The sequence below is a fragment of the Haloferula luteola genome (assembly GCF_014201715.1).
GTDB lineage: Bacteria > Verrucomicrobiota > Verrucomicrobiia > Verrucomicrobiales > Akkermansiaceae > Haloferula > Haloferula luteola.
Window position 1 is genome coordinate 30,012 of sequence record NZ_JACHFD010000016.1, and the last position, 21,181, is coordinate 51,192.

General features: G+C 58.3%; 12 protein-coding genes. 6 read left to right on the forward strand and 6 right to left on the reverse strand.

Annotated features, from left to right (window positions below; translation table 11 throughout):
* Positions 1 to 47: 47 nt before the first annotated feature.
* Entirely contained in the window at positions 48 to 1,055 is a 1,008-nt protein-coding gene (locus HNR46_RS14770; RefSeq protein ID WP_343076050.1) for a LytTR family transcriptional regulator DNA-binding domain-containing protein, read from the reverse strand.
* Here HNR46_RS14770 and HNR46_RS14775 point away from each other — a divergent pair.
* Both HNR46_RS14775 and HNR46_RS14780 read left to right on the forward strand, forming a co-directional pair.
* Entirely contained in the window at positions 1,024 to 1,863 is an 840-nt protein-coding gene (locus tag HNR46_RS14775; protein WP_281375590.1) for a PP2C family protein-serine/threonine phosphatase, read from the forward strand. The genes HNR46_RS14770 and HNR46_RS14775 overlap by 32 nt on opposite strands.
* Before the next feature lie 205 nt (positions 1,864 to 2,068).
* A complete protein-coding gene (locus HNR46_RS14780; RefSeq protein WP_184020154.1) occupies positions 2,069 to 2,929 on the forward strand; it encodes an alpha/beta hydrolase in 861 nt (286 codons plus the stop codon).
* A 36-nt stretch (positions 2,930 to 2,965) separates the two neighbouring features.
* Here the strand turns inward: HNR46_RS14780 and HNR46_RS14785 are convergent, their stop codons facing one another.
* Both HNR46_RS14785 and HNR46_RS14790 read right to left on the reverse strand, forming a co-directional pair.
* The gene (locus HNR46_RS14785; RefSeq protein WP_246418118.1) at positions 2,966 to 4,048 is read right to left on the reverse strand and encodes a glycoside hydrolase family 43 protein; all 1,083 of its coding nucleotides are present in this window, start codon (positions 4,046 to 4,048) and stop codon (positions 2,966 to 2,968) included.
* A 36-nt stretch (positions 4,049 to 4,084) separates the two neighbouring features.
* Complete coding sequence (locus HNR46_RS14790; RefSeq protein ID WP_184020156.1) at positions 4,085 to 6,172, reverse strand: autotransporter outer membrane beta-barrel domain-containing protein; 2,088 nt, start codon at positions 6,170 to 6,172, stop codon at positions 4,085 to 4,087.
* Between the two features lie 208 nt (positions 6,173 to 6,380).
* Here HNR46_RS14790 and HNR46_RS14795 point away from each other — a divergent pair, with 208 nt between their 5' ends.
* Together HNR46_RS14795 and HNR46_RS14800 are read left to right on the forward strand one after the other, a co-directional pair.
* Entirely contained in the window at positions 6,381 to 9,791 is a 3,411-nt protein-coding gene (locus tag HNR46_RS14795; RefSeq protein ID WP_184020159.1) for a sulfatase-like hydrolase/transferase, read from the forward strand.
* 100 nt (positions 9,792 to 9,891) lie between these two features.
* Positions 9,892 to 10,656 carry a PEP-CTERM sorting domain-containing protein gene (locus HNR46_RS14800; protein WP_184020161.1) on the forward strand — a complete coding sequence of 255 codons (765 nt, stop codon included), beginning with the start codon at positions 9,892 to 9,894 and terminating at the stop codon, positions 10,654 to 10,656.
* A 60-nt stretch (positions 10,657 to 10,716) separates the two neighbouring features.
* Here the strand turns inward: HNR46_RS14800 and HNR46_RS20660 are convergent, their stop codons facing one another.
* Positions 10,717 to 12,711: a family 43 glycosylhydrolase gene (locus tag HNR46_RS20660; protein ID WP_221285191.1), complete on the reverse strand. Its 1,995-nt coding sequence runs from the start codon at positions 12,709 to 12,711 to the stop codon at positions 10,717 to 10,719.
* 196 nt (positions 12,712 to 12,907) lie between these two features.
* On the reverse strand, positions 12,908 to 14,860 hold the full coding sequence (locus tag HNR46_RS14815) for a glycoside hydrolase family 32 protein (RefSeq protein ID WP_184020163.1): 1,953 nt from the start codon (positions 14,858 to 14,860) through the stop codon (positions 12,908 to 12,910).
* 208 nt (positions 14,861 to 15,068) lie between these two features.
* Between HNR46_RS14815 and HNR46_RS14820 the strand changes: the two genes are divergently transcribed.
* Together HNR46_RS14820 and HNR46_RS14825 are read left to right on the forward strand one after the other, a co-directional pair.
* Complete coding sequence (locus tag HNR46_RS14820) at positions 15,069 to 15,944, forward strand: retropepsin-like aspartic protease (RefSeq protein WP_184020164.1); 876 nt, start codon at positions 15,069 to 15,071, stop codon at positions 15,942 to 15,944.
* 159 nt (positions 15,945 to 16,103) lie between these two features.
* On the forward strand, positions 16,104 to 20,258 hold the full coding sequence (locus HNR46_RS14825; protein WP_184020166.1) for a PQQ-like beta-propeller repeat protein: 4,155 nt from the start codon (positions 16,104 to 16,106) through the stop codon (positions 20,256 to 20,258).
* Between the two features lie 10 nt (positions 20,259 to 20,268).
* On the opposite strand, the gene HNR46_RS14830 is transcribed toward HNR46_RS14825, so the two are convergent.
* Positions 20,269 to 21,009 (reverse strand): dienelactone hydrolase family protein, encoded by a 741-nt coding sequence (locus tag HNR46_RS14830; RefSeq protein WP_221285192.1) that lies wholly within the window; start codon positions 21,007 to 21,009, stop codon positions 20,269 to 20,271.
* Between the last annotated feature and the right edge of the window lie 172 nt (positions 21,010 to 21,181).

A 21,181-nucleotide genomic window follows, 5' to 3' on the forward strand; every position in this document is an offset into this window, starting at 1 on the left:
AACGACATGATTATCCGATGAGCGACATTTGCCCGTTGGATGCGGCGCTAGAAGTCGAGGCGCTGCCGAAGGGCAGCCCGAAAGGGGCGGCCGACAGAGAGGGAGGAGGCAAGGCCGCGGAGGGAGAGTTTCCACGCGCCGCCTTTGCGGTCGAGGGATTCCAGGCAAAGGAGGTTGACGATGGTGGACCGATTGATTCTCAGAAAGCGCACCGGTGTGAGCTCTGATTCCCACTGTCTCAGGCTGCGCGCATCGGAGAGGTCTCGACCATCGAGAAAATGGACTCGGCTGTAGTCGCCGAGGGCGGTGATGTGGGTGATCTCCTCAAGAGGCAGGGAGTGGTGGCGCGAGGCTTGATGAAGATGGACCTGAGACACTGGAGGGGCCGGGTCGGCATCGCGGGTAGGATCGGAAAGCAATAGCAATGCGAGCAGTCGTCCGACTTGGCGGAGTTGATCGATCTCGGGATCGCTCCAACTTTCAGACCTTTGAGTGGCGTCGTAGCCGATCTGAAATGCCAGACGGCCGCGGTGGAAGATAGGAACCGAAAGTAGAGAGGTAATGCCCTGGCGCCGAAATTCAGCCTGGAGAGCGCGAGCTCGGCGGGGCATCTGAGCGACGTCGGAAATTTGGACAGGTTGGTCGAGCAGGAGTCTCTCATGCAGCCAGGCTGCCATCTCGACGGGAATGCCCTGCAGTTCTTCCACGTGGGCAGTGGCATCACCACGGGTCCATTCGTAGGCGTTCCAAAAATGGGTGAAGCCTCGATTGTAGCGAAGTAGCCACGCTCGATCCGCGCGGTGGGCTCGGCCCAAGGATCTGAGAATTCTCGGAATCGCTTGATCCGGAGGGAGCCGCATGAGGAGGTGGGCACAACGGTACCAGAATCGTTTGTCATCTCGATTTCCCATGGTTCGGGACCCCAAGTGTGGTCGGAGAGGGGTTTGAGGGAAGGCGGGAGGAAGGTCAACGCGCGAGCTCAACGCTTGAGTTCCCAAGGGCCTTTCCCGTAAGCTGCCTACGATGGAGTCAGGACATCTGGATCTGGAGAGCATTCCTCCTGGGTTGCGGCGCGAGTTGGAGTGGTCGAAGCTGGTTCAGGAGGCGAGCCATCCGCGCAAGATCCCCAAAGTGCCAGGATTTGAGGTGGCGGGGCAGACGGCGCCAGCGTCGTGGAATAACGGGGACTTCTTTGATGCGATCCCCGTGGAACCGCGGGTCGTGACGCCCGGATATCGGATTTGTCCCGCTGAGGAGGTGAATCATCTGGTGCTCCTCCTAGGGGATGCGATGGGGCATGGGATGGCCCCTGCTCTGATCGCGACCGAGCTGCGCGCAATTTTAAGAGCATCGATTCGTCTGGGAGTCCATCACAGGGTGTTGGTCGAGTCGATGAATGAACAGCTATGCGACGATTTGCCGGACGGTCATTTTATGACTTTGTTGATGGGGAGATTGGATCGTCAAAGGTGTTTGTTTCGTTGGATTAGTTTTGGGCAGGCACCACTGCTGTTATGGCGGGAAAAGAGCAAGAAAGTTGAAGTCATGCATGCACAGCGTCCCCCATTGGGGTTGATGCGCATGCCTGCGGATTACGTTCCGGAAGTGACCTTGTTTGATGAAGGCGACGTGTTTCTGGCGCTGTCGGATGGATTTTTTGAGGCGCGAAATGGCGAGGGCTCTTGTTGGGGATTAGAAGGGGCCAAGAATCTCCTCAGAAAAGAGATGGAATCGGCTCAGGCACTTGCAACTGCTTGTGTCCGCTGTGTTGAGGAATTTTCAGAGAATGCACCCGCTCAAGATGACCGAACCGTCCTTGTCATCCGCCGGTGTCGAGGTGAAGCTGAGGTCGGCGGGAGGTGAAAGGGACGTTCGAGGACTCGGTTTTGATGCGTCCTCGCCTCGTTCCGATTCTTCTGAGAGAGATCCAGGAGAGGCCAAGATGACAGGCAAAAGGCCTTGGCGAATGGGGCGATGGCGGGATGATCTCGATATGAGAATTTCTGGTCATGTCCTGGGAGCGACGTTGGCGATGGTTGGCTTCTCGACCTTATGGGCAAACGACCAAATGCGCACATGGACTTTGGCGTCGGGCACGGAAGTGGAGGCTGAGATTGTGGCGTATGATGAAGCGAATCAGGAGGTGACGCTGCGTCGACCGAATCGCGAGGAGTTTGAGCTCAAGAATCGCGATCTCTCGACCCTCGACCGCGCCTGGGTTTTGCAATGGGTGGAGAAGGATGAAGAGGCCCGCGCGCTGCTCGCGGAAGTAGGGGGAACGGTGACGGAGCATGAAACTCACGGTGACTATCCCACCGTTTATGCTGTCTATCAGCCGGAGGATGCAGAGGCCGCGGAAGCCCGCCCCCTATTGATGCTCTTTCATCCAGGGGGCGATGGACGTCGTTCGATCTATCGCTATTTGGAGGCCGCGGCGAAATTGGAGATCACTTTGGTGTCTTTCGAAAGCTTTCAAAATACGGATGATGATCCGGAGGAAGAAGCGGCCCTTTTGGCGCGATTCCGTGAGGTGCTTCCACAGGTCGAGAGTGCGGTGGCGCATGATCCTCAGCAGGTTTACATGGGCGGGATGTCAGGAGGAGCATGGAGAGCGTATCACTATGCGGCTCAGGTGGATCGGCCTTGGGCAGGGATTCTGGCGGCTGGGGGATGGCTGGGAGGACCGAAATATCGAGGCCTGCCCTATCCATCGATGCGCGTGGCGATGATGAATGGCGATAAAGATGTGGGGGCGAAGCAGTGGCTCGATGACGATGCGGATCGATTGCAGTCCGTAGGGTGCGAAATCAGCGTGCATGCCTTCGAGGGGGGGCATCAGCTGGCTCCGCCGTCCGTTCAGGAGAAGGCTCTGCGGTGGTTGCTCAAAAGGGAGTTACCTCGTGAGGATGCGATCACCGAGGACCTTTGAGGACATCGGCCCAGGAATCCGACTTCGATGTGGAGGTCAGGGCTGAAGAGGGGCTGCCTGCACGCCTTTGAAAGTGAGGGTGACGGGGAGGATGTGGCCCTCCTCGTCGAAATGCATTTCATCGATGCAGGTGACTCGGTGATTGCCGTCGGTCTCGCCGAGGGGACGGCGGTGATAGACGATGAAATATCGATCGGAATTCGGCGAGTGGATCACGGAATGGTGACCGGCCCCAGTGGCCACCGAGGCATCCTGTTGGAGAATGGTGTCCAGCCGGGTCCACGGACCGGTGATGGCATCGGATATGGCGTAGGCGACCCGATAGTTGGGTCCGGTCCAGCCTCCTTCTGACCACATGAAATAGTATTTTCCGCCGCGGCGGAACATGAAGGGACCCTCGACATAGCCTTCAGGAGTGATGGAGACAAAGGTTTCTCCGCCTTCTTCCATCGGCAGCACTCTTTTGAAGTCATCGGAAAGACGTGTGATGTTGCAGTGTCCCCAACCTCCATAGATGAGGTAGTGGCTGCCGTCCTCATCCCTGAAGACGAACGCGTCGATGGGTTGAGCGCCATGGTGAAATTGATCCACGAGTGGACGACCGATGAGGTCTTGGAAGGGACCTTCGGGGCAATCGGCGACGGCGACACCGATGCCGCCCAATTGGGCATCGTTCTGAATGTCGTTTGCACTGAAGATGAGGTAGTAGCGTTGATCCTTTTCAATGATGGAGGGTGCCCATAGGGCGCGATGGGCCCACGAGATGTGTTTCGTCTCGAGGACACGCGGATGTGGGGTCCAAGTGACAAGGTCGGAGGAGGAGTAGGCGTCGAAGTGAAGCTGCTCTTCGTAGGGTGCAGAGTAAGTCGGGTAGATCCAGTAGCGGTCTCCGAAGATGATCCCCTCGGGATCGGCAGTCCAACCGGGAAGGATGGGATTGCCGGAGAACGCAGAGTCGGCCGATGGTCCGGGAGCGAGGGTTCCATGAACGGTGAGGGTGCCATCAATGGACCCATTTCCGGCCAACGTTGCTCCTTCGCTGACATCGACATGGGAGGAGGGGGTGGCGTGGCTGGACAGCGTCATGGCGAGGATCAGAAGGGTTGTGCGTCGCTTCATCTTGTCGATTTCGGAAAGGGGAGGCGATGATGCCTTTCAGGAGGTGGCGATTTCTGTGCGGATGCGAAGGAATCCGCGGGAAGGTGGGTGCTCTGGGTCTCCGAGGCGGAAGGATCGGTAGATCCAACCCTCGGGAAGTTCGGGGAGAAAGTCGGACAATGGCTGGGAAACTTCCGTCACCTCCAGATCCGGTGGGCCCCCGGGAAGTGAGGATCCCTCGATTTGATACATGAAGCCATCAACGACTTCGGAAACCAAGGGAGTCCCGCCCGTGAAGAGGATGTTTCCCCGGACGGGAAGCGTGATATGATAGGCCTGCTCGACGGTGTCGAAGCGGCTCGTGAGGGTGGTGGATTCGGTGGATTGCGGATCCTGGCAGAGGGCGAACTCCAAGAGATTTTCAAGGCCATCGCCATCGGGATCGTCAAGGGGATCGCGGCGAGTGATGTCGGGGAGATGAGAGGCGGCCCACTCGGCATACTGGAGACCTAGTTCTCCAGCAGGAATGGTAAGGGTAAGACTTCGAGAGTTGTGGTAGCGAATCAGGAAGGCATGGCCATCGACTTCGATGCGGCTTCCGCTGGAGGCGTTGGCGAGGTCGCCCTGAATGAAGTGAGTGGCCTCAAGTAGGGTGAATTGTGAGCCAGGGAGAAAGGGGCCCGCTTGAAGAAGGTGAAGTGAAAGTCGTGCTCCTCCGAGATCGGCAGCGCCATCGACCTGGATGAGGTCGGAGGTCCCGCTGATCGGATCGAGGTCGATCGCTAATTCGGCGGAAGAGGCAAGGGTGAGCGGACCGCAGGTGAGAGTGCCGATGGAGGGGTGGAGAAGGGGAGGGGGTGGCGGAGCCTCACCGAGAGTTCCCGACAAGACGAGGGATCCTTCTTTCACAAGTGTGGGGCCGTGGTAGTGATGGGATCCACGAAGAATCAGTGCTCCGTCGCCGAGTTTGGTGAGACCGCCATCGATGGACCCTGGCGGGGTGGATAAGGGGGCCTCCACGGTGATGTCATGCCCTGCGGAATCGATGAGGGCTCCCGCGGGGCCTATCGGCACGGAAGAGAGACTTGCAGGCAGAAAGTTGGGGTCATTTTCCAAAGCAACCAATCGCCCGCCATTGAGGTGAAGAGTGGATTGGGCAGGGCTTGCAGGGTCCGACAAGGCACCATCGAAGTGGATCACCTCCAGCGTGCCGCCATCAAGGACGAGCGTCCCCGTGGAGCGTGCTCCTTGAGATAGGTAGATCTTTCCGACGGTGGCGTGGGCCTCGTCTGAAAGGCGCCAGGAGCCCGTGCCTCCTTTCTCGCCGAACCAGACCGGACTGTTCAAACTGGTGAGGGAACCGCCGGATTGTTCGAGGGAGCCGAATCCGGTTTCTCCGATTCCGAGGATCAAAGCGGTGGTGGTTCCGGTTTTGGTCAGGCTGCCGCCGGTCATCGACAGGTGTCCTGTCGCACCGTTGCGGCCAATGACCCACCAGTCGGTTGCTTTCACCACACCGTCCCCGGCCAATCGATACTCGGCAGCCAGGGTGCCTGCTCCGGCACTGCCGTTTCCGAGGTAGAATTCGCCATTCGCCTCCAAGGTGCCGCCGGAGTGTTCGATGCGGCCAAAACCATGGGCGGAGGCAGAGTCGGTGTGTGAGCCAACGGTGAATGCATCTCCGCGATGGGAGAAGGAGCCTCCAGTTAGAGTGAGGAAGCCATGGCCAGCTTGGGATTGGGATGCTTCGCGGCCACCGATGGTGACGCGATCGTATTGGGTGATGGAGCCACCATCGATCAGAAAATGACCGGTGGCGTTGGCTCCGCAGCCCAGGCGCAATTCACCGAGTGAGGAGATGCGGCCTCCAGAGAGGTGAAAGGTCCCTAGGGTTTGGGCGGCATCTCCTGCGCGGAGGTCAGAAAGCGTCCACGAAGAGGGAGTGCCCGTGATGAGTACGGTGCCGCCGTTGTTGACGATGGCGGCATCATTTCGACCGGGAAGGGTTCCATCGCCGGTCCAACGTGCAGCCTCGGCAAATTCCGCGGATTCGACGTTCCAGTAATGATCCGTGGCCGTGGCGAAAGAGGCATGAAACAGGCCAATGAGAAGGGTGCCAAAGCCGACGGGGCGAGTCCAAAGCATCCGCGCCGCAAGCAGGTGCCAAGCCGACCCTCCATGGGAACAGCACGGGAATCTGCGTGGATGGCATCGCCATCATCCAAGAGAGGGCCGAGAAACGATTCTTCCCAGGCGCGTGGGAGAGGCATGGCGCCGTTCCTTTTCTGCGAAACTTCGAAATCAGAGCGAAAGAAAGAGCGAGTTGGGGAAAAAATCGGTTTTCGGCGAACGGATGCCCGAGAGGGGACATGCAGTGATGATGCGTCGCTTCTCCCTTCGGTGGGCCTTTGTCGACGTCGTCGAAAACCGGGAAACCCGGAAACCCAGCCTCAAAACCCAGACCCCTTTTTTCATGACCTATCGTCACCGATCTTTTGGTGCCGCCTTGGCGTGCAGTTTCGTCCTTTGTCCAGCCGATGCAGAAATTCTTGTGCGTTCGACTGGCACGGGAAGCGGGGATTCTGAGGTGGGGATCTTGGCGGAGATCGATGCTTCGGGAAATGGAGCCAGTGGCACGACTTTGTGGGAGGTGACGGGGCAGCTCAGTGAAGCGGCTGCTTTTGGGTCTGGCGTGAGGTGGAAGTTTGACGCGATGAAGAATGTGAGCATCGACCCCTCCACGTGGGGCGATGAGCTGAAGGACGGGGCGATCGACCGCGACGGCAATGGCTTGATCGGCGTTCAAGGCAATCCGAATGGGGGAGGCATCGGCGCGGATGCGGAGAACCGGGAAGGCATCGCGATTCGTGTCGACGAGTTTCAGGGGCTGCCGGAAGGAATGGCGGTTCGTATTACCCGATTGAACATTCGCAATGTCGGGCGAAGTGGTACGGATCCCGTCGGCACGGAGGCGTTCACGATCGTCAATTTGCAGACCCGGCAGGCAATGGAGGTGGTTCCGACGGAGGGAAGCGAAGGAGATTTCGATGTGAGTGGTCTTGATTTGGTGCGTGGAGTCGGCGATCCGGGACCGGTGGCTGCCCTCATTTCGGGCGAGACAGGAGGGTTTCGAATCGATGGCCTTAATTTCATTGTTCAGGAAGGGCTGGGCGATTTGCCGCCGGTGATCGGTTCGTTTGTGGCGAACGATCGGGCACTTTCCCAAGGGCAGTCGGTGCGTTTGTCGTGGGATGTGTTCGGGGCCGATTCCGTGACGTTGGAGCCGGGTGGGGTGGTGGTGGATGCCACGGGAATGCTGATGCTGTCTCCAACCGAGACCACCACCTATTCCTTGGTGGCGACGAATGAGCAGGGATCTCGATCGGCAGAATTGAAAGTTTGGGTGGACGACGAGCCAGCTACTCCGAGTGGCCCCGTAGGAAGGGATGGCATCCGTTATGCCACGGGCGATGTTGCCATTCTGAACGAGCCTCCGGTTTCCGTGCAGAGTGGAGATTCAGAAAGCCTCAGTCACCTGCAGTTGATCCCGGAGCGACTGGGAGTGGTATTGGAAAGTGGCATGGAGGTGGATCATCGAGTCCATGGTGCGGCGACGGTGGTGGGAACTGAGGAAGATTCCGGCTCGCTGCCTGTGGGCACGGCTCTGAACAGCTATCTCTTCCACGCAGACCTTCCGGGAGAGGCGCCCGATACGGTGGTCAGTGCCACGGTGACTTTCGATGCGCCGATCCTTGGGCTTGTCCATCGGACGGGCAGTGAGCCTGTGGCGGGATTCGCCAACCGATTCGCTCAGTCAGATGCGACCTTTGGTTTGGAAGGCATGCAGTTTGAGTCGACCGATCTCGCACGCCGGAGTGCCGAGGATGAATCGGTGGATGAGTTTACGATCAGCCCCGATGGCTTCACCCTCGCCGTGACCTTCCACCTTTCGGGTGACGGCGATCCTCTGGATGAACTCCGTGTGATCACCCGGGGAGATTCTTCAATTCCGGCGGCGAGTGCACCGAATATCATTGTGTTTCTGGCGGATGACATGGGCATGGGTGACACCAGTGTTTATCAGGATTGGTCAGGACTGCCGGACTCAGGGCAGGTTTCGACGCCAGCTATGGAGCGATTGGCGGACCTAGGAGTGCGGTTCACGGATGCTCATGCCCAGAACCGCTGCACTCCGACTCGCTATGCTCTGATGACCGGCCGTTACGCCTGGCGGGCGGGGCTTCTGAACGGGGTGCTTATGGGATCGGTGAAGCCGCCGCTGATTGAGATGGAGCGCCCCACTTTACCGGGCTTTTTGCGGAGCCAAGGTTATGCGACGGCGATGGTCGGAAAGTGGCACCTTGGCTTGGAGTACCGCCAGGACGGGGGCGCGCCAGCGGAGGGCTGGGCGGATGCGAGTTTTGGTGTGCCGATGCGTGATACCCCCGTGGACCATGGCTTCGACGATTTCTTCGGGTTTTCGCGTTCTCACCTCACCTCCGGACCCGATGGTCAGGACGGCAATGGTCCGGCCCAAGATGTGGGGCCGGGGTGGATCGAAAATCGTCGTCCGGTGGGCGCCACCGGGCGCGGCAAGGAACTGGATGGATCTTATGATTGGGATCACATGGGGCAGGTGATGTGGGATCGGGCGCGGGATTTCATGCAAACGCACGTTGGTCATCAGGCGGCGCGTGAGCGTCCCTTCTTTCTCTACTATGCCTCACATTCGAACCATCAGGTGTATACACCCGATGTGGCGGTGGATGGCATTCCGGTGCAGGGGGAGAGTCGCTGGAAAGATGGGAGCACGACGGGGGATGTGCGACGTGACTTCGTGTATCTCAACGATGTGCTGCTCGGACGATTGATGGACTATTTGGAGTCGACCGAAGATCCTCGCAATCCCGGGCATCCGTTGTTGGACAATACCCTGCTGATCTTTGCCAGCGACAATGGTGCAGAAATCAATGACAACCGGGCCGTTGGAAACTTGCGTGCGTTTAAAGCGAGGATCTATGAGGGCGGGCATCGCGTGCCCATGATGGCCTATTGGAAGAATGGCGGTGTCGGCGATGGCTTGGAAGGGAATGGTGGCCTCACCCGAGATGATTTGATCGGTTTGCAGGATGTGTTTCCGTCCGTGGCGGAGATCCTCGGTTCTCCATTGCCAGCACCTCAGGATGGCGGAGACGCAGCGGTGGATGGCTTTTCCCGGGCCGATGTGATTCTCAATCGGGAAGCCAAGCCCCGCCCGCCCATCTTTACCAATGAGCAGGAAGGCAAGAACTGGCTGGCTCTTCAATTTCACGGGACGCTCCCACTCGACCCTCCGGCGGAAGGTTACTGGAAGATTCTGTTTGGGCCGCCATTGTTGAATCAGGCAAATGCGGGTACGGGAAGTGCCGTGCCTCTGGAGCTCTACAATCTGGAAACCGATCGACTGGAGGAGCACAATCTCCTGGAAGAACGAGGAAGCGAGGCTCTGGTGGAGTGGCTTTCCCGGTGGGCGGAGCGTCTGGTGAATGGAGGGAAGTCACGCGAGGAAACTCCGTCTCCTGAGTCGTCATTCCACCAAGAAGGGAACGGAGGTCGCCTGCGTCTGCAGTCCGAGCCGTTTCTGTTCTACGAACTGTGGGATTCCGAAGACCTCTCAGATTGGACCTACCTTTCCACGGTGCAGTCGTCGGAGGGTGGTGACATTGAGGTTCCGGTGTCGATGACCCAGCCCCAGCGATTCTATCAGGTGAGAGTGAGACAGTAGCCCTCAGATTATTGGAACGTTTGCTGACGGGCGGACATGCACCCGAAGTGACTCTGCTTGTGATGCAGAATCCCCTGCAATTGACCCCAAAATCCAACCCATGAAAAACCCACTGACTCCCCTTGTTCCCGTCCTTGTCCCGGCGCTGCTGGTATCAGCCGCATCGGGCGCGGTAGTGATCGATTCGATCAATAACGGCGACGGCATGTCGGAAATCTCTTTGAATATCAATATCGACGGTTCCGGAGCGGTGACCACCGGGAGTCCGTGGTTTGCGCTTTCGGGATCCATCACCGAAGCCGGTGCGTTTGGTGGAACGATTGGAGTGACCTTTGATGCCGCGAAAAATCTCAGCACGCTGACCTCGACTCTTGGCGACGAGTTGGAGGAAGGGTACTTTGACCGAGACGACAATGGCTACATGGGGGTGCAAGTTGACCCTAACAGTGGAGGAATCGGAGCGAATGCGAGCAATCATGAAGGCGTCACGATCGCTTTGGATGAGCTGACCGGCATCGATCCCAGTGTGGGGGTGCGAATCTTGAGCATCAATATTCAGAATGTCGGCCGGGTGGGGACGGATCCTGTGAACGAGAGTTTCACGGTGGTGAATCTGCTGACTCGCGATTCGTTGACATTCATACCGGTGGAGCAGTCGCTCTCGGCAGGCAGCTTCGACGTCTCCAGCCTGAATCTTTATCTAACCGGTGGTGGATCTGGGGCCCTGGCCGCGATCGTTTCCGGTGATGTCGGTGGATTTCGCATCGACGGTCTGACTTTGGAAACTTTTGCCGTTCCTGAACCGTCAGTGACTCTCTTGGGAGGATTGGGATTCTTTGGGCTCCTCCGGCGACGGAGGGCTTGAGGTTGATACAAAAAAGCGGGTGAACCTTTGGGTTCACCCGCTTTCTCCTTGGTGGAGATCTCAGTGGGTGCGGTCGACGCCTTCGGTGGTCTGCGTCACGATTTGCATGGAACCATCCGCGTTGTAGTGGAGTTCATCGACACAGACCGATCGATGGAAGCTGCCGCCGCCATTGTGGCCTTTTCCGGCTCCTTGGTCGAATTGGAGCATGCCACTATGGTAGAAGAAGTAATCCTTCCCTTTGAAGGTGATGATGCCTTGGTGGATGGTGTTGCTGTTTTGCGCTCCTTCTGCCACGAGGCCCTTGGGAACCCAAGGACCAGTGATGCTTTTGGCGACGGAATAGGCCGTTTTTTCCGGGAACCCGGTCGCATAGCTGAGGTAGTAGATGCCGTTGCGTTTGTGGACCCAAGGAGCTTCGGTGAAGCGGCCTCCCACTTCCGAATCGGGGACGACATGAATTTCCCCGTCGAGCTCAGTCATGTTGGATTTCAGCTTGGCGTAGTAGCATTTCTGGTTTCCCCAGAAGAGCCATGCCTGGCCGTCGTCGTCGATGAATGCAGCAGGATCGATGTCATCCCAGCTGATCCCCGTGGCTTTCGTCATGTCGTTGGTGATGAGAGCCGTGCCACGAGCGTCTTTGAACGGGCCGGTCGGAGAATCGGCGACGGCGACACCGATGGCTTTGCCGTGCACGTCGCGGTGGTCGACCGTGATGTACCAATAGAATTTTCCGTCCTTTTCGATGGTGTGGCCAGCCCACGAGGTGGGCCCACCAGTGGACCAGGAAAAGTCCGAAGGTTGCAGAGGTGAGCCTTCGTCTTTCCATTCGACCATGTTGTCGGTGGAATAGACGCGCCATCGAGGCATGTGGTAGCCTCGTCCGTCTCCATCGTCCTGGCCGACGTAAAGATACACTCGATCTTGGAAGACCATGGGTGCGGGATCGGCCGTGAAGACTTCCGTGATGATCGGGTTGGCGGCCTTTTCGGAGCTGGTGGCCGAAGCGGTCAGGTCCGATGGAATGGTGTAGGGGCCGTCGGCCACTGGAGGCCCGAAGATGGGCTGGCCTTCAGGGGTCCAGCGAATGGCCTGAGCGCGCGTGGCACGGTCCGGGTTGTGAAGGGGATCGCCCTGGATCACCTCGTAGTTCCGGGAGTGGTAGACGAGGATGTCGGTTTGACCATCGGGTGTCGTGGTGAAGCTGTTGTGTCCGGTTCCGAATTGTTTGGTTCCGGGATCGCTCTCTAGCACGGGTTGGCGCGATTTGGTCCAAGATTTGGGATCGAGGAGGTCGGCGTCCTCGTCGGCGGTCAACATACCCAGGCAGTAGTTGGCATCGGTGGCACTTGCCGAGTAGGTGAGAAATACCTTGCCGTGGCGGATCAGAACAGCAGGAGCCTCGTTGACACGGTGGCCTCGAGTTTCCCACGCGTAGTCGGGGTAGGTCAGCATGACCGGGTCACCGGCGAGACGCGTTGGGCTTTCCATCAAGGAGATGTAGATATTGGTGCCGTCGTAGGGTTTTTCCCCGCGTTGCGTCCAAACGAAGTAGCGCTTTCCGTGGTGAGCAAAGGTGGTGGCATCGAGAGCGAAGGATTCCCATTTGAGGGGGATGCGGCCTTTTTCCTTCCAAGCTCCGGTGAGCGGATTGGCGCTGTCGCATTCCAAGACCCATGGGCGGATTTCCCAGATGTTCTCGGCGGGTGCTGAGGTGAAGTAAATGTACCAGTGGTCGCCGATGGCATGGATCTCTGGTGCCCAGATGTGGGCGCCCATGTCTCCCTTGGAGTGCTTCCGCCAAATGACCTTGGCATCGGCTTTGGAAAGGCCATCGAGGGTCTTTGCGCGGCGCAATTCGATGCGGTCATATTCCGGCACGGTGGCGACCATGTAGTAGTAGCCATCGGAGTGGAGAAAGACGTGTGGATCCGCTCTTTGTTCGACGAGTGGATTGGTCCAGCTGCGGGCGTCCTCGGCGATCGAGGGGTGGATCAGCGATGCGATCAAGGAGAGCAGCAGGGTAGGGCGATGCAGGGTAACAGGTCCTTTCATGGTTGGGGATAGGTTTTAAGAGCCAACCGGTTCGACCGTTGAAAAAGGGCGGAATGCCCCCCTTCATCACCCGCGGGCGGCGATGGCCAGTGGCTCAGAGATTGTCGGTGTTTGGCGAAATCTCTACGTGCGGGCCAGACCAAAATCTGTCGCTTACCCCATGAGGGGGATCGTTTCTTGTGAAATCCTCTGCGGATCAAAATCCGGGAGCTGAATCCACGGGCTCGGCGGAGTTTTTCGCAGGCATGGGCGATGGCCAAATCGATTTCAGTGGCGATAGCCGCACAGAATCGAGCATGGATGGCGCGCCTTCGACCCGAATTTGGAGGGAGGCTTCGGTGGGAATGAAGTTGCGGGTGCAGGAGAGAGCGCCGTCGTTCACAAAGACTTCAATTGATCGCCGATCGAGAAGGATCTCCAACGTCTGGGCTTCGTCCAACAACTCCGCCTCGACGGGCGGCTGCAATCCGAGAGGGTCGGAGATCTTCACCGTGTGTGGAGTGATACGCACCGAGGCCCCTCGAATGCGGAAATCCAGACAGGCCTTTTCCGGAAGTCGCTCCCATCGTGCTTGCAGCCGATAGGCTTCGCCTGAGTCGGCGAGAGGAAGAATTTCATGAATCCGGAGTGGACGCTTGGACCAAGTTTTCGGGGTTCCTTCCAGATGGGCGATTTCGGCGATGGGGCGGCGGAACAACCTTAATCCATCTTGAGTGCTTCGCAGGCTGAGCTCGCAGGGGAAGCTGATCTGCTGCTGAAAGGGCATTTCGGGGAATAACTTGGGTTCGTGAACCCAGCGCATCCACGCCATTTGAATGCGGCGTCCGTCATTCGAGTCGGGGTTTTCAAATGTCTGAGTCGCATAAAACGACTCTCCGCCAAGGTCACTCAAGCGGCGGGGAGTTTCTTCGATGAAACGTGTCCCGTCGAATTGGCCGACCGAATAACGCCCGTCCGCATGGATCAGCACCCACTTTTCCTCGTCGCGATCATCGACCTGGAGTGGGAAGAAGTCGGGACACTCAAAGGCATCGGGAATCGGATGGTTTTCGTTTTTCCAATGAAGGAGATCCGGGGAGGTAAAGAGATGATACTGGCCAGAGCCGTACATCACCATCACCCAATGGCCGGAGGCTTCGTGCCAGAAGACCTTTGGATCTCGTTCCGGAAACTCGAGGATCGGATTGCCGGGGTAGTCTTGCCAGCTTCTTCCACGATCAAGACTGTAACTGATTCCGTGGCGTAGGTTGTCGGCGTGGGTCCAGAATGCCACCATCGGAGGTTCTCCTCCGGGTTTGCCAAGTCCCGAAGTATTAGCTTGGTCGATGACGCAATGTCCGGATTGACGGCCCGCATCGAGGATCTTTTCACCAAACGCGGGTTCGAGCTCACGCCAGTGGACCCCATCCGTGCTGATAGCGTGGAGCCAGCATTTGTGCCAGCGTTGGGCGAAGAGGTGATACTCCCCCTGATAGTGGATCATGCCGTTCAGGTCATTGATCCAACCTTCCTGCCGCATCCCTGGTTCGAGGCGGTCCATGGTCCATTGCCGCGCTGTGAAATGAAACAAAGGCCGGAGCGATTCCTGATAGACGGGGACGGTCACGACGGGGACGGCCTCGGGGTGATCGGTTTGCACGACTTGGTCGATCAACAGGTGTCCCCAACTCCCACTGGCTTCGTCGACGATCTCAAGGCGGGCGTGCTTGCCCGACCAGGCGGAGACATCCCAACTCTCAGCGCGCAGTTCGTCGGAGTTTCGCCCCGTGGCACTTTTGACGACTTTGCCGTCCACGAGCAGATTGAAGCAACAATGCCGTTCATAATCTCCCCCCGCGATCCGAAAGGCAATGTAGGAGCGTTCGATTAGAAACTCGGGAGAGGTCAATCGACCTTGGGGGGCATCGGTTCCAGTGCCCGTGGGAGCCCCAGCATTTTCGCTGCAGGCAATTCCATGGCCTACAGCTCCGACGATTTCCAAACGGGACCACTCGGTGCTGTTGGCAGGTCCGGCCGAAAAAGCTTCGCCTTGAGGCGTCCAGGGAGCGTAAGATGGGAGCTCGAAGTCTCCGAGGAGGAGATCCTCTCCCTGAACGGGTAAGAGGACGGCGAGAAAGCCGGAGATGAGGGCGAGCCGAGTTGCGTGCATCCCGGCGGCTACGTGAGGGTGACTAGGGATGTTGCAGGGATCTTTCCGAGCTGCGGACCGCTGCCGCGAGGCGGGGATATGCCAGTGCCCGCGATCGATCGGGGTACTCAAAACCATCTCGCACCCGCGGGGGAGATCGAGATGTCTAGCGAGTCGACAGGGTGAGGCGTGTTTGACCCATTTGGATCGGGTCGGGTAGTTTCGATGGATGTTTGCGTTGGTGGATTGCTCCCGAGCTCGGTGGGTTGCGATATTGGCTGCTTTTCTGGTGGGAAATGGGCCGGTGTCGCTTTGTTGGGGAGAGAATCTTTTCGAGCAGGCGCTTTCTCCGGAGCCGAGCCCCATCTTGATCGATTGCAAGGTTGAGGGAGCCACGCGGCAGTTGCTCCTCGATACGGGTGCGAGTTTGATCGCTTTGGAGAAGGCCTATGAACGGGAAAAGAGTGATGTCGAGGGACGAGGTCGGGCCCCTGGAGGAGCCTCCTTCGCGGTAGCGACGGGCCGGGGGCCGACGATAGAAATCGATCGGTTGACGATCGCTCGGCCTCTGTGTGCATTCGTCGACTTGCCTCAAGGGGCTCTCGGTGACGATGTGATCGGACTGCTTGGGATGGATGCGCAATTGGCGCAGGCGAAGCTGGTGTTCGATCCGGAGAAGAAGAGTTTGCGTGCGCATTCAGGGGATTGGGAGCTCGCTGACAGCTCGGAGGAGCTGGAACTGTTGAGGGATCGGGACACCCCGGTGTTTCAGACGGTGATTCTGGGGAGGGGGTTGGAGATGATCGTCGATTCTGGAAGCAACTTGAGTCTCACGCTCCCCGATGAAGTTTTCGAACAGTGGGTCAAAGAGGGGGTGATCCATCCTTTAGAGACGGCGATCGAATCTCACACCGTCGGTGGGAAAGTGTCATTGAAGGTCGGAGTGTTTCTCAAGGGGCGGCTGATGGACCGGGATTTGCGAGGTACGGAAGTGGTGGTAGGAAGGGAATTGGGATCGGTGGGGCTGCCATGGTTGAGAAAGTTTCACTGGGAACTCGCATTCTCCGAGAGGAAGATGCGCTACCTTCCGGTCAAGGAGGAGTGAAGGTGCGTCGATCGATCCGTCCGTTATGCTGGCCCTGACTCATGGCGAGTAGGAGGGAGGCGGTGCGGGATGATTCGGGTTCGGTATCGGAATGTTGCGCGAAGACAGGGCCGGTTTTGATTGAACCTCCAAGCGTTTCCCTGCGTGTTTCACAGGGTCATGTCTTTGATTGCCGGCTTCATCTCTCAATTGGGTTGTATCGGTCGATGGCGCCATTTGCTGGTTGGCGCTGTCGTAGCGAGTGTTCCGCAGATCAGTTGGGGGGAGGTGACTCCAACGGATTTTCATGCTTATGCCGATCTGGAGGCGGTGTTTTCGGCGAGCACCGGAGAGGTGGTCGAAGATGCGAAAGATGAGATGGGGGAGTGGCAGGCTGGCGTGCGGGACCTTGCTCTCTCACTGGATTCTCTGGAGATGTGGAAGATCTCGGGCGCTTCGGAGGCGAGACAGTTTCCAGTGCGCGACGAGGGGGATTTTCTGCGCTACGTGGCTTCGACTGTCATCGATTTCGAGCGCCAAGCCTTGGCGAACTCAGTATCCGGAACGGTGACCACGACGGCGACGGCGGGATTGAGTTTTCAATTTGAGGTCATGGACGAGGCGATGCCGGTTCAGTTGTTGTTCGAGGCGACCTTGGAAGCGGACTTCTTGATGACTTTGCGGAGCCTGAGTGGCGGAGGTGAGATTTACTCCGAGTCGTCGCCGCATGGATCTGGTTTTACCGGAACCCTCGTGCCGGGGATCTACAAGTTGGAATTGAACCTCGGGGAGTCCACAACGCGATCCGAGGTGGGGGAGCACGTGTTTGTGGAGTTGGCGGTGGGAAATGAGTCGGAGGAGGCCCCGTTGCCCGTGGAAGGTCGATATTCGCATCCTGATATGCATACGAGCCACTCTGGCGAAGGACTTCTCGATCTGAAGGGGATTCAGGTGCTCAGTGAAACTTCTCGTGGGGATGGTTCGACTGCATTGGTGATCTCTGCCGAAGTAGAGAATCGGGGAAACACGTCGTGGCCTGAGATCCGCTTGGAGGTGGTGGAGGCCCCTTCTCCCGAGGTGGAGACGGAGGTTTCGTTCGGTGTTTTTGCTCTCGATGCTGGGGAGACCGGGAGCCCAGAGGTGGGGAACGAAGCGGTGGTGATCGTGGCCGACGAAGATCTGGAGACGTTTCGTTCGCAGCTCCTTGATGGGACCCGTTTGCAGGTCTCCGGGGAGGAGTCGGCGGTGTTTCGATTTCCGGTGCGACCACTCGTCGAGGCGGATTTGCCAAAACATGCTTTGGCGGAGCCTGAGGACTTCACGAGTTCCGGAGATGTCCTATCGTTTGCCCCCCTCTTCGGCTCAGGGACCGCGGTGGTGGAGTGGGAACCCTTCTTCAAAGCGCCTTTGCAGGTGTCGATCGAGAAGCAGTTATTAGAAGATGATATCATTCAATGGGTGCAAAATGTGGATCGGATTCTCCCCGTGTTGGTGAAGGACGTCCGACTCGAGCCGACTGGATTTCGGGTGGAGTTTTTCACAGAGGTGCTGCCCTACCGGTTTTCCCTTTTGGATCTGATGATCGATGGTCGAATGGTGTGCCCGAATGTGCCTGAGGCACATCCCGCAGGCATCGCTGTGACCGAGGTTCCGGAGACGAGGCAAGGCGCCCATGAGGGGGCGCTTGGTAAATTTCCATCGCCTGTGCCCTTTCATTTCAATGATATCCGTCTCGGGGAGGGGATTCGGGTTTCTGGTTCGTTTGGATTTCGTCCGCAGAGCATCGATCTCACTTTGGACATGCGCGATGCGGTGGTTCATGAGCTTTCTGTTCGGACGCGCTATCAGGCGGATTGCAATCTCTTGTTAGAAACGGAGGAAGGTGCGAGCAACGAGTCGGAACCATGGGTTTCCAAGACGGCGACCTTACTGGATCTTCCGTTGTTCTCGATCACACTGCCGGCGGGCTTTCGTTTCGAGCCACGATTGACTCTGGAGGCGGGGGCAGAGATTTCGGCGCCCACTAGTTTGTCGGTTCCATTGACGGCGGGGCTCGATATTGATCTGACGGCTGGGTACCGGGATGGAGAGGCTTTTTATGAAAACGAGTTTGAGCCGATTCCTCTGCATGTTTCGGATCCAGGCCTTTACGAGGCACTGGGGGCGGAGGCTTCGGCATGGATCGATTGCGAGATTGCAGGGTTGATGGGTGCCGGTGGAGGTGGGGTGATGACAGGCCCTACCTTGGGCATCCGGGCACAGGGGGATTTCCGAGTGGCGCCGTTGGACGATCCATGGTGGTCGGCAGAGGCTCACTTGACGGCGTTTGCCGGGATCGAGCTGAACTTGGCAGGGTGGGTGGATTTGGTGGATGCGGAGCATGATCTGGCGAGCTGGCCATTGTTTGACGTGGGGTCAGGAGGCCCTTTGGTGTCGAATGCGGGGGCAAAGTCGCTGAATTCCCAGCCAGGCTTTCGGCCATTGGGGAACCCGAAGACGCGGTGGATGAGAAGCTTGCTGCCGGATTCCAATGGGGTGCCCTTGAGTCGCTGTTTCGCCCAGCCCTTGCATGGGACGGACGACTGGCTGGTGGGGGGAGGTTCCCCGGTTGAAAGCATTTTGGCGCGCCTCTCGCCCGAAGGAGAATTGAAATGGGCTGTGAATGCCGGGGGAACGTTTCTTCCCTATGATGCGGTGGCGGATGCGGACGGCGGATTCACGGCGGTGACTTCTTCATCCGGTGCTTTCAGGCTCGTTCACTTCGATGGCACGGGGGAAGTGATTTGGAAGAAGGAGGTGGGGGTTCCCAGTGGGATTTTGTGGTTTCGGACCGTAGGGATCGCTACGCGTGAGGGCGCGGAAGGAGCGGAGTACTTTGTGGCGGGGCAGGTTTACGGACCGCCGGATTTGACCCTTCAGACGGCGGTGGTGAAGTTGAATGCAAGCGGGGAACCTCTGTGGAGCCGGACTTATGCGCTTGAGACAGATACGGCTGGGGCGATGGGAATGACGAAGGATGGAGACGTTCTGGTGGCCGCCTCTTCGACCATGGATCTCGGAGCCACGAACTTCCTGACCAATATCACTTCGAATGGTTGGGTGATGAAGATTGATGGGGATTCGGGCGATTATCTTTGGGGCAATCTGCAAGGGTTCCGATATGGTGTCGGCTATGCGTCGATTTCTGAGGGGCCCGATGGCTGCGTTTATGTGGGAGGAAACTCGATGCGCGGTGTGGGATCGGAGAGTCCGTCGCTGGTTCTTACCAAGCTGACACCGGACGGAGAGTGGGTGGATTCGGTGCTGGTGGGCTGCAATGAGGCGTCGGGTGAGCTATTCCACCGCGGGGAGACTCCCTACGATACAGTACGGGGGATGACGTGGATCGATGGGAACTTGTGGATTTGTGGAAACGTGGGTCTTTACAACAGTGGCGGAATTTCGGGCGCCGAGGCCGATGGTGAATCGGGCTTTACCGCGATGGTGAGCGAGAATCTGGATGTGTCCCGGTTTGTGATTCACGCGGGACCCTCGACGGATCGGTTTCATGAAATCGAAGTCACAACCGATGGGTTGCTTGTGGTCGGATCGAGCCGTTCGTTTCACCCTTGGCCGAGCGGTGCTGGCGGGGAGGATTCGGTGACTCCCACGGCTTTGATGGTTGCGATGTTGCCGTGGGAGGGTCGCACCCGATTCCATCTGGCGTCAGCTGGTTCATCGGGAGACGACGCAGGAACGGTATTTGTGTTTCCGCGCATTCGGGCCGTCAGCCAGTACACGATGGCGACGAATCAAGGTCACTTTGCAGGCTTGGGGTTGCTCAATATCACGGAGTCGACTTCATCGCGGCCCGTGATCACTCCTGGGGCGTATGCCGCGACCCATCAGGACTTTAGCATGTGGCCGAATGCGATCGAACCCTTCGAATTCAAGTCTTTGGAATTCTTACCCCGTTCGCTCATCACGGATCGGGCTTCATTCATGGAGTGGTATCAGATGGATGGCAGCTTCAATGGGGATGGCGACGCGTTCCCGGCGGGTACGGAGTTCTTTCTTGGGACGGACCCTGGGAAGCCGGATTTCGAGGTGATCGGTTTTGAGCGTTTCCTGGACGATATCACCGGTGATCCATGGGTTCGCTATCGGCTGCCTCGATCGTTGATGTCCGGCGATGAAGTTCCCGGGGTCGGTTCATCCCATCTGTTGGAGGCGTGGGAGGACCGGGACGATGTGTCGGTTTTCACGGAACCCCGTGATTCCAAAACGGAAACCCTGCGGTTGGAACTCCCCGCTCCGGAACCGAAGGCGTTCTATCGGTTGTCTCTTCCTGAATAGTTGAGGCAGTTCAGCGAAGGGCTTCGGTGAAGAAACGGAGCAGAAGGGCTTGGGCCACTCGAGCAAGAGCTGGATTGTAGCGCGGACCTTCGTCGCGCAGGAAGGCGTGCGCCGCATTGAACTCATGCCATTCGAAATCGGCCTCCATCTCGTTCAAGCGATCACGGAGCAGATCTCGACCCGCGAGAGGAATGTGGGGGTCTTGTCGCCCAAAGACAAAGAGGAGGGGCACTTTCAATTCCTGGAGGCGAGCGAGGGTGTCGTCGGACTTTCCCGCTCCGAGGGTAGCGGTATGCACATCGGTGGGATAGAACGATGCGACGGCTTGCACTTGTGGGTGGTAGCCAGCTCGCAGGGCGAGATGCCCGCCGAGGCAGACTCCGAAACTGCCGATGGCTCCCGTGCATTCGGGATCCTGGGATAGGTGTTCGGCGAGGACGGCGACGTCTTCGTCGTAGGAGGCGATCTCCTTGGTGTATTTGAGTTCATTGCCGCGGTCCGAGCCGGCTTGGTCGTAGGCGAGCACGGTGCCGGGTTTCTCAAATTCGTGATAAACCTCGGGGACGACGACCAGGTAGCCTTCTCCGGAGAGGGCGGTGGCCATGCGCTGGATCGGCCCGGTCATTTGAAAGATCTCCGAAAAGAAGATGATGGCGGGCCAGGGGCCAGCTGTGGTGGGGGCAAAACGATGGACTCGCATGTCACCCCGGAGGGTGGGGAGATCGAGAGTGGATTGCTGGACGGTGGCCATGCCGGGAGCCTAGCGATCCCCAGCGGGGCTGCAATGCGGCGATGGATGGGGAGGAAGCCATCGCTTCGTCTCGAAGTTGCGGAGTGTTTCGGAACCGATCACCCGCTCGCGTTCACGGATCACCAAGGATCCTTGGGTTTCGAAGAATGGGGGGGCTTGTTTGAAGCCTCCA

Excerpts from the sequence above, each read along its gene's own strand:
- HNR46_RS14815 (WP_184020163.1), bottom strand. The coding sequence starts at position 14,860 with ATGCACGCAACTCGGCTCGCCCTCATCTCCGGCTTTCTCGCCGTCCTC.
- HNR46_RS14775 (WP_281375590.1), top strand. The coding sequence starts at position 1,024 with ATGGAGTCAGGACATCTGGATCTGGAGAGCATTCCTCCTGGGTTGCGG.
- HNR46_RS14820 (WP_184020164.1), top strand. The coding sequence starts at position 15,069 with ATGTTTGCGTTGGTGGATTGCTCCCGAGCTCGGTGGGTTGCGATATTG.
- HNR46_RS14825 (WP_184020166.1), top strand. The coding sequence starts at position 16,104 with ATGTCTTTGATTGCCGGCTTCATCTCTCAATTGGGTTGTATCGGTCGA.
- HNR46_RS14795 (WP_184020159.1), top strand. The coding sequence starts at position 6,381 with ATGCCCGAGAGGGGACATGCAGTGATGATGCGTCGCTTCTCCCTTCGG.
- HNR46_RS14770 (WP_343076050.1), bottom strand. The coding sequence starts at position 1,055 with ATGCTCTCCAGATCCAGATGTCCTGACTCCATCGTAGGCAGCTTACGG.
- HNR46_RS20660 (WP_221285191.1), bottom strand. The coding sequence starts at position 12,711 with ATGAAAGGACCTGTTACCCTGCATCGCCCTACCCTGCTGCTCTCCTTG.
- HNR46_RS14800 (WP_184020161.1), top strand. The coding sequence starts at position 9,892 with ATGAAAAACCCACTGACTCCCCTTGTTCCCGTCCTTGTCCCGGCGCTG.
- HNR46_RS14785 (WP_246418118.1), bottom strand. The coding sequence starts at position 4,048 with ATGAAGCGACGCACAACCCTTCTGATCCTCGCCATGACGCTGTCCAGC.
- HNR46_RS14790 (WP_184020156.1), bottom strand. The coding sequence starts at position 6,172 with ATGCTTTGGACTCGCCCCGTCGGCTTTGGCACCCTTCTCATTGGCCTG.
- HNR46_RS14830 (WP_221285192.1), bottom strand. The coding sequence starts at position 21,009 with ATGGCCACCGTCCAGCAATCCACTCTCGATCTCCCCACCCTCCGGGGT.
- HNR46_RS14780 (WP_184020154.1), top strand. The coding sequence starts at position 2,069 with ATGCGCACATGGACTTTGGCGTCGGGCACGGAAGTGGAGGCTGAGATT.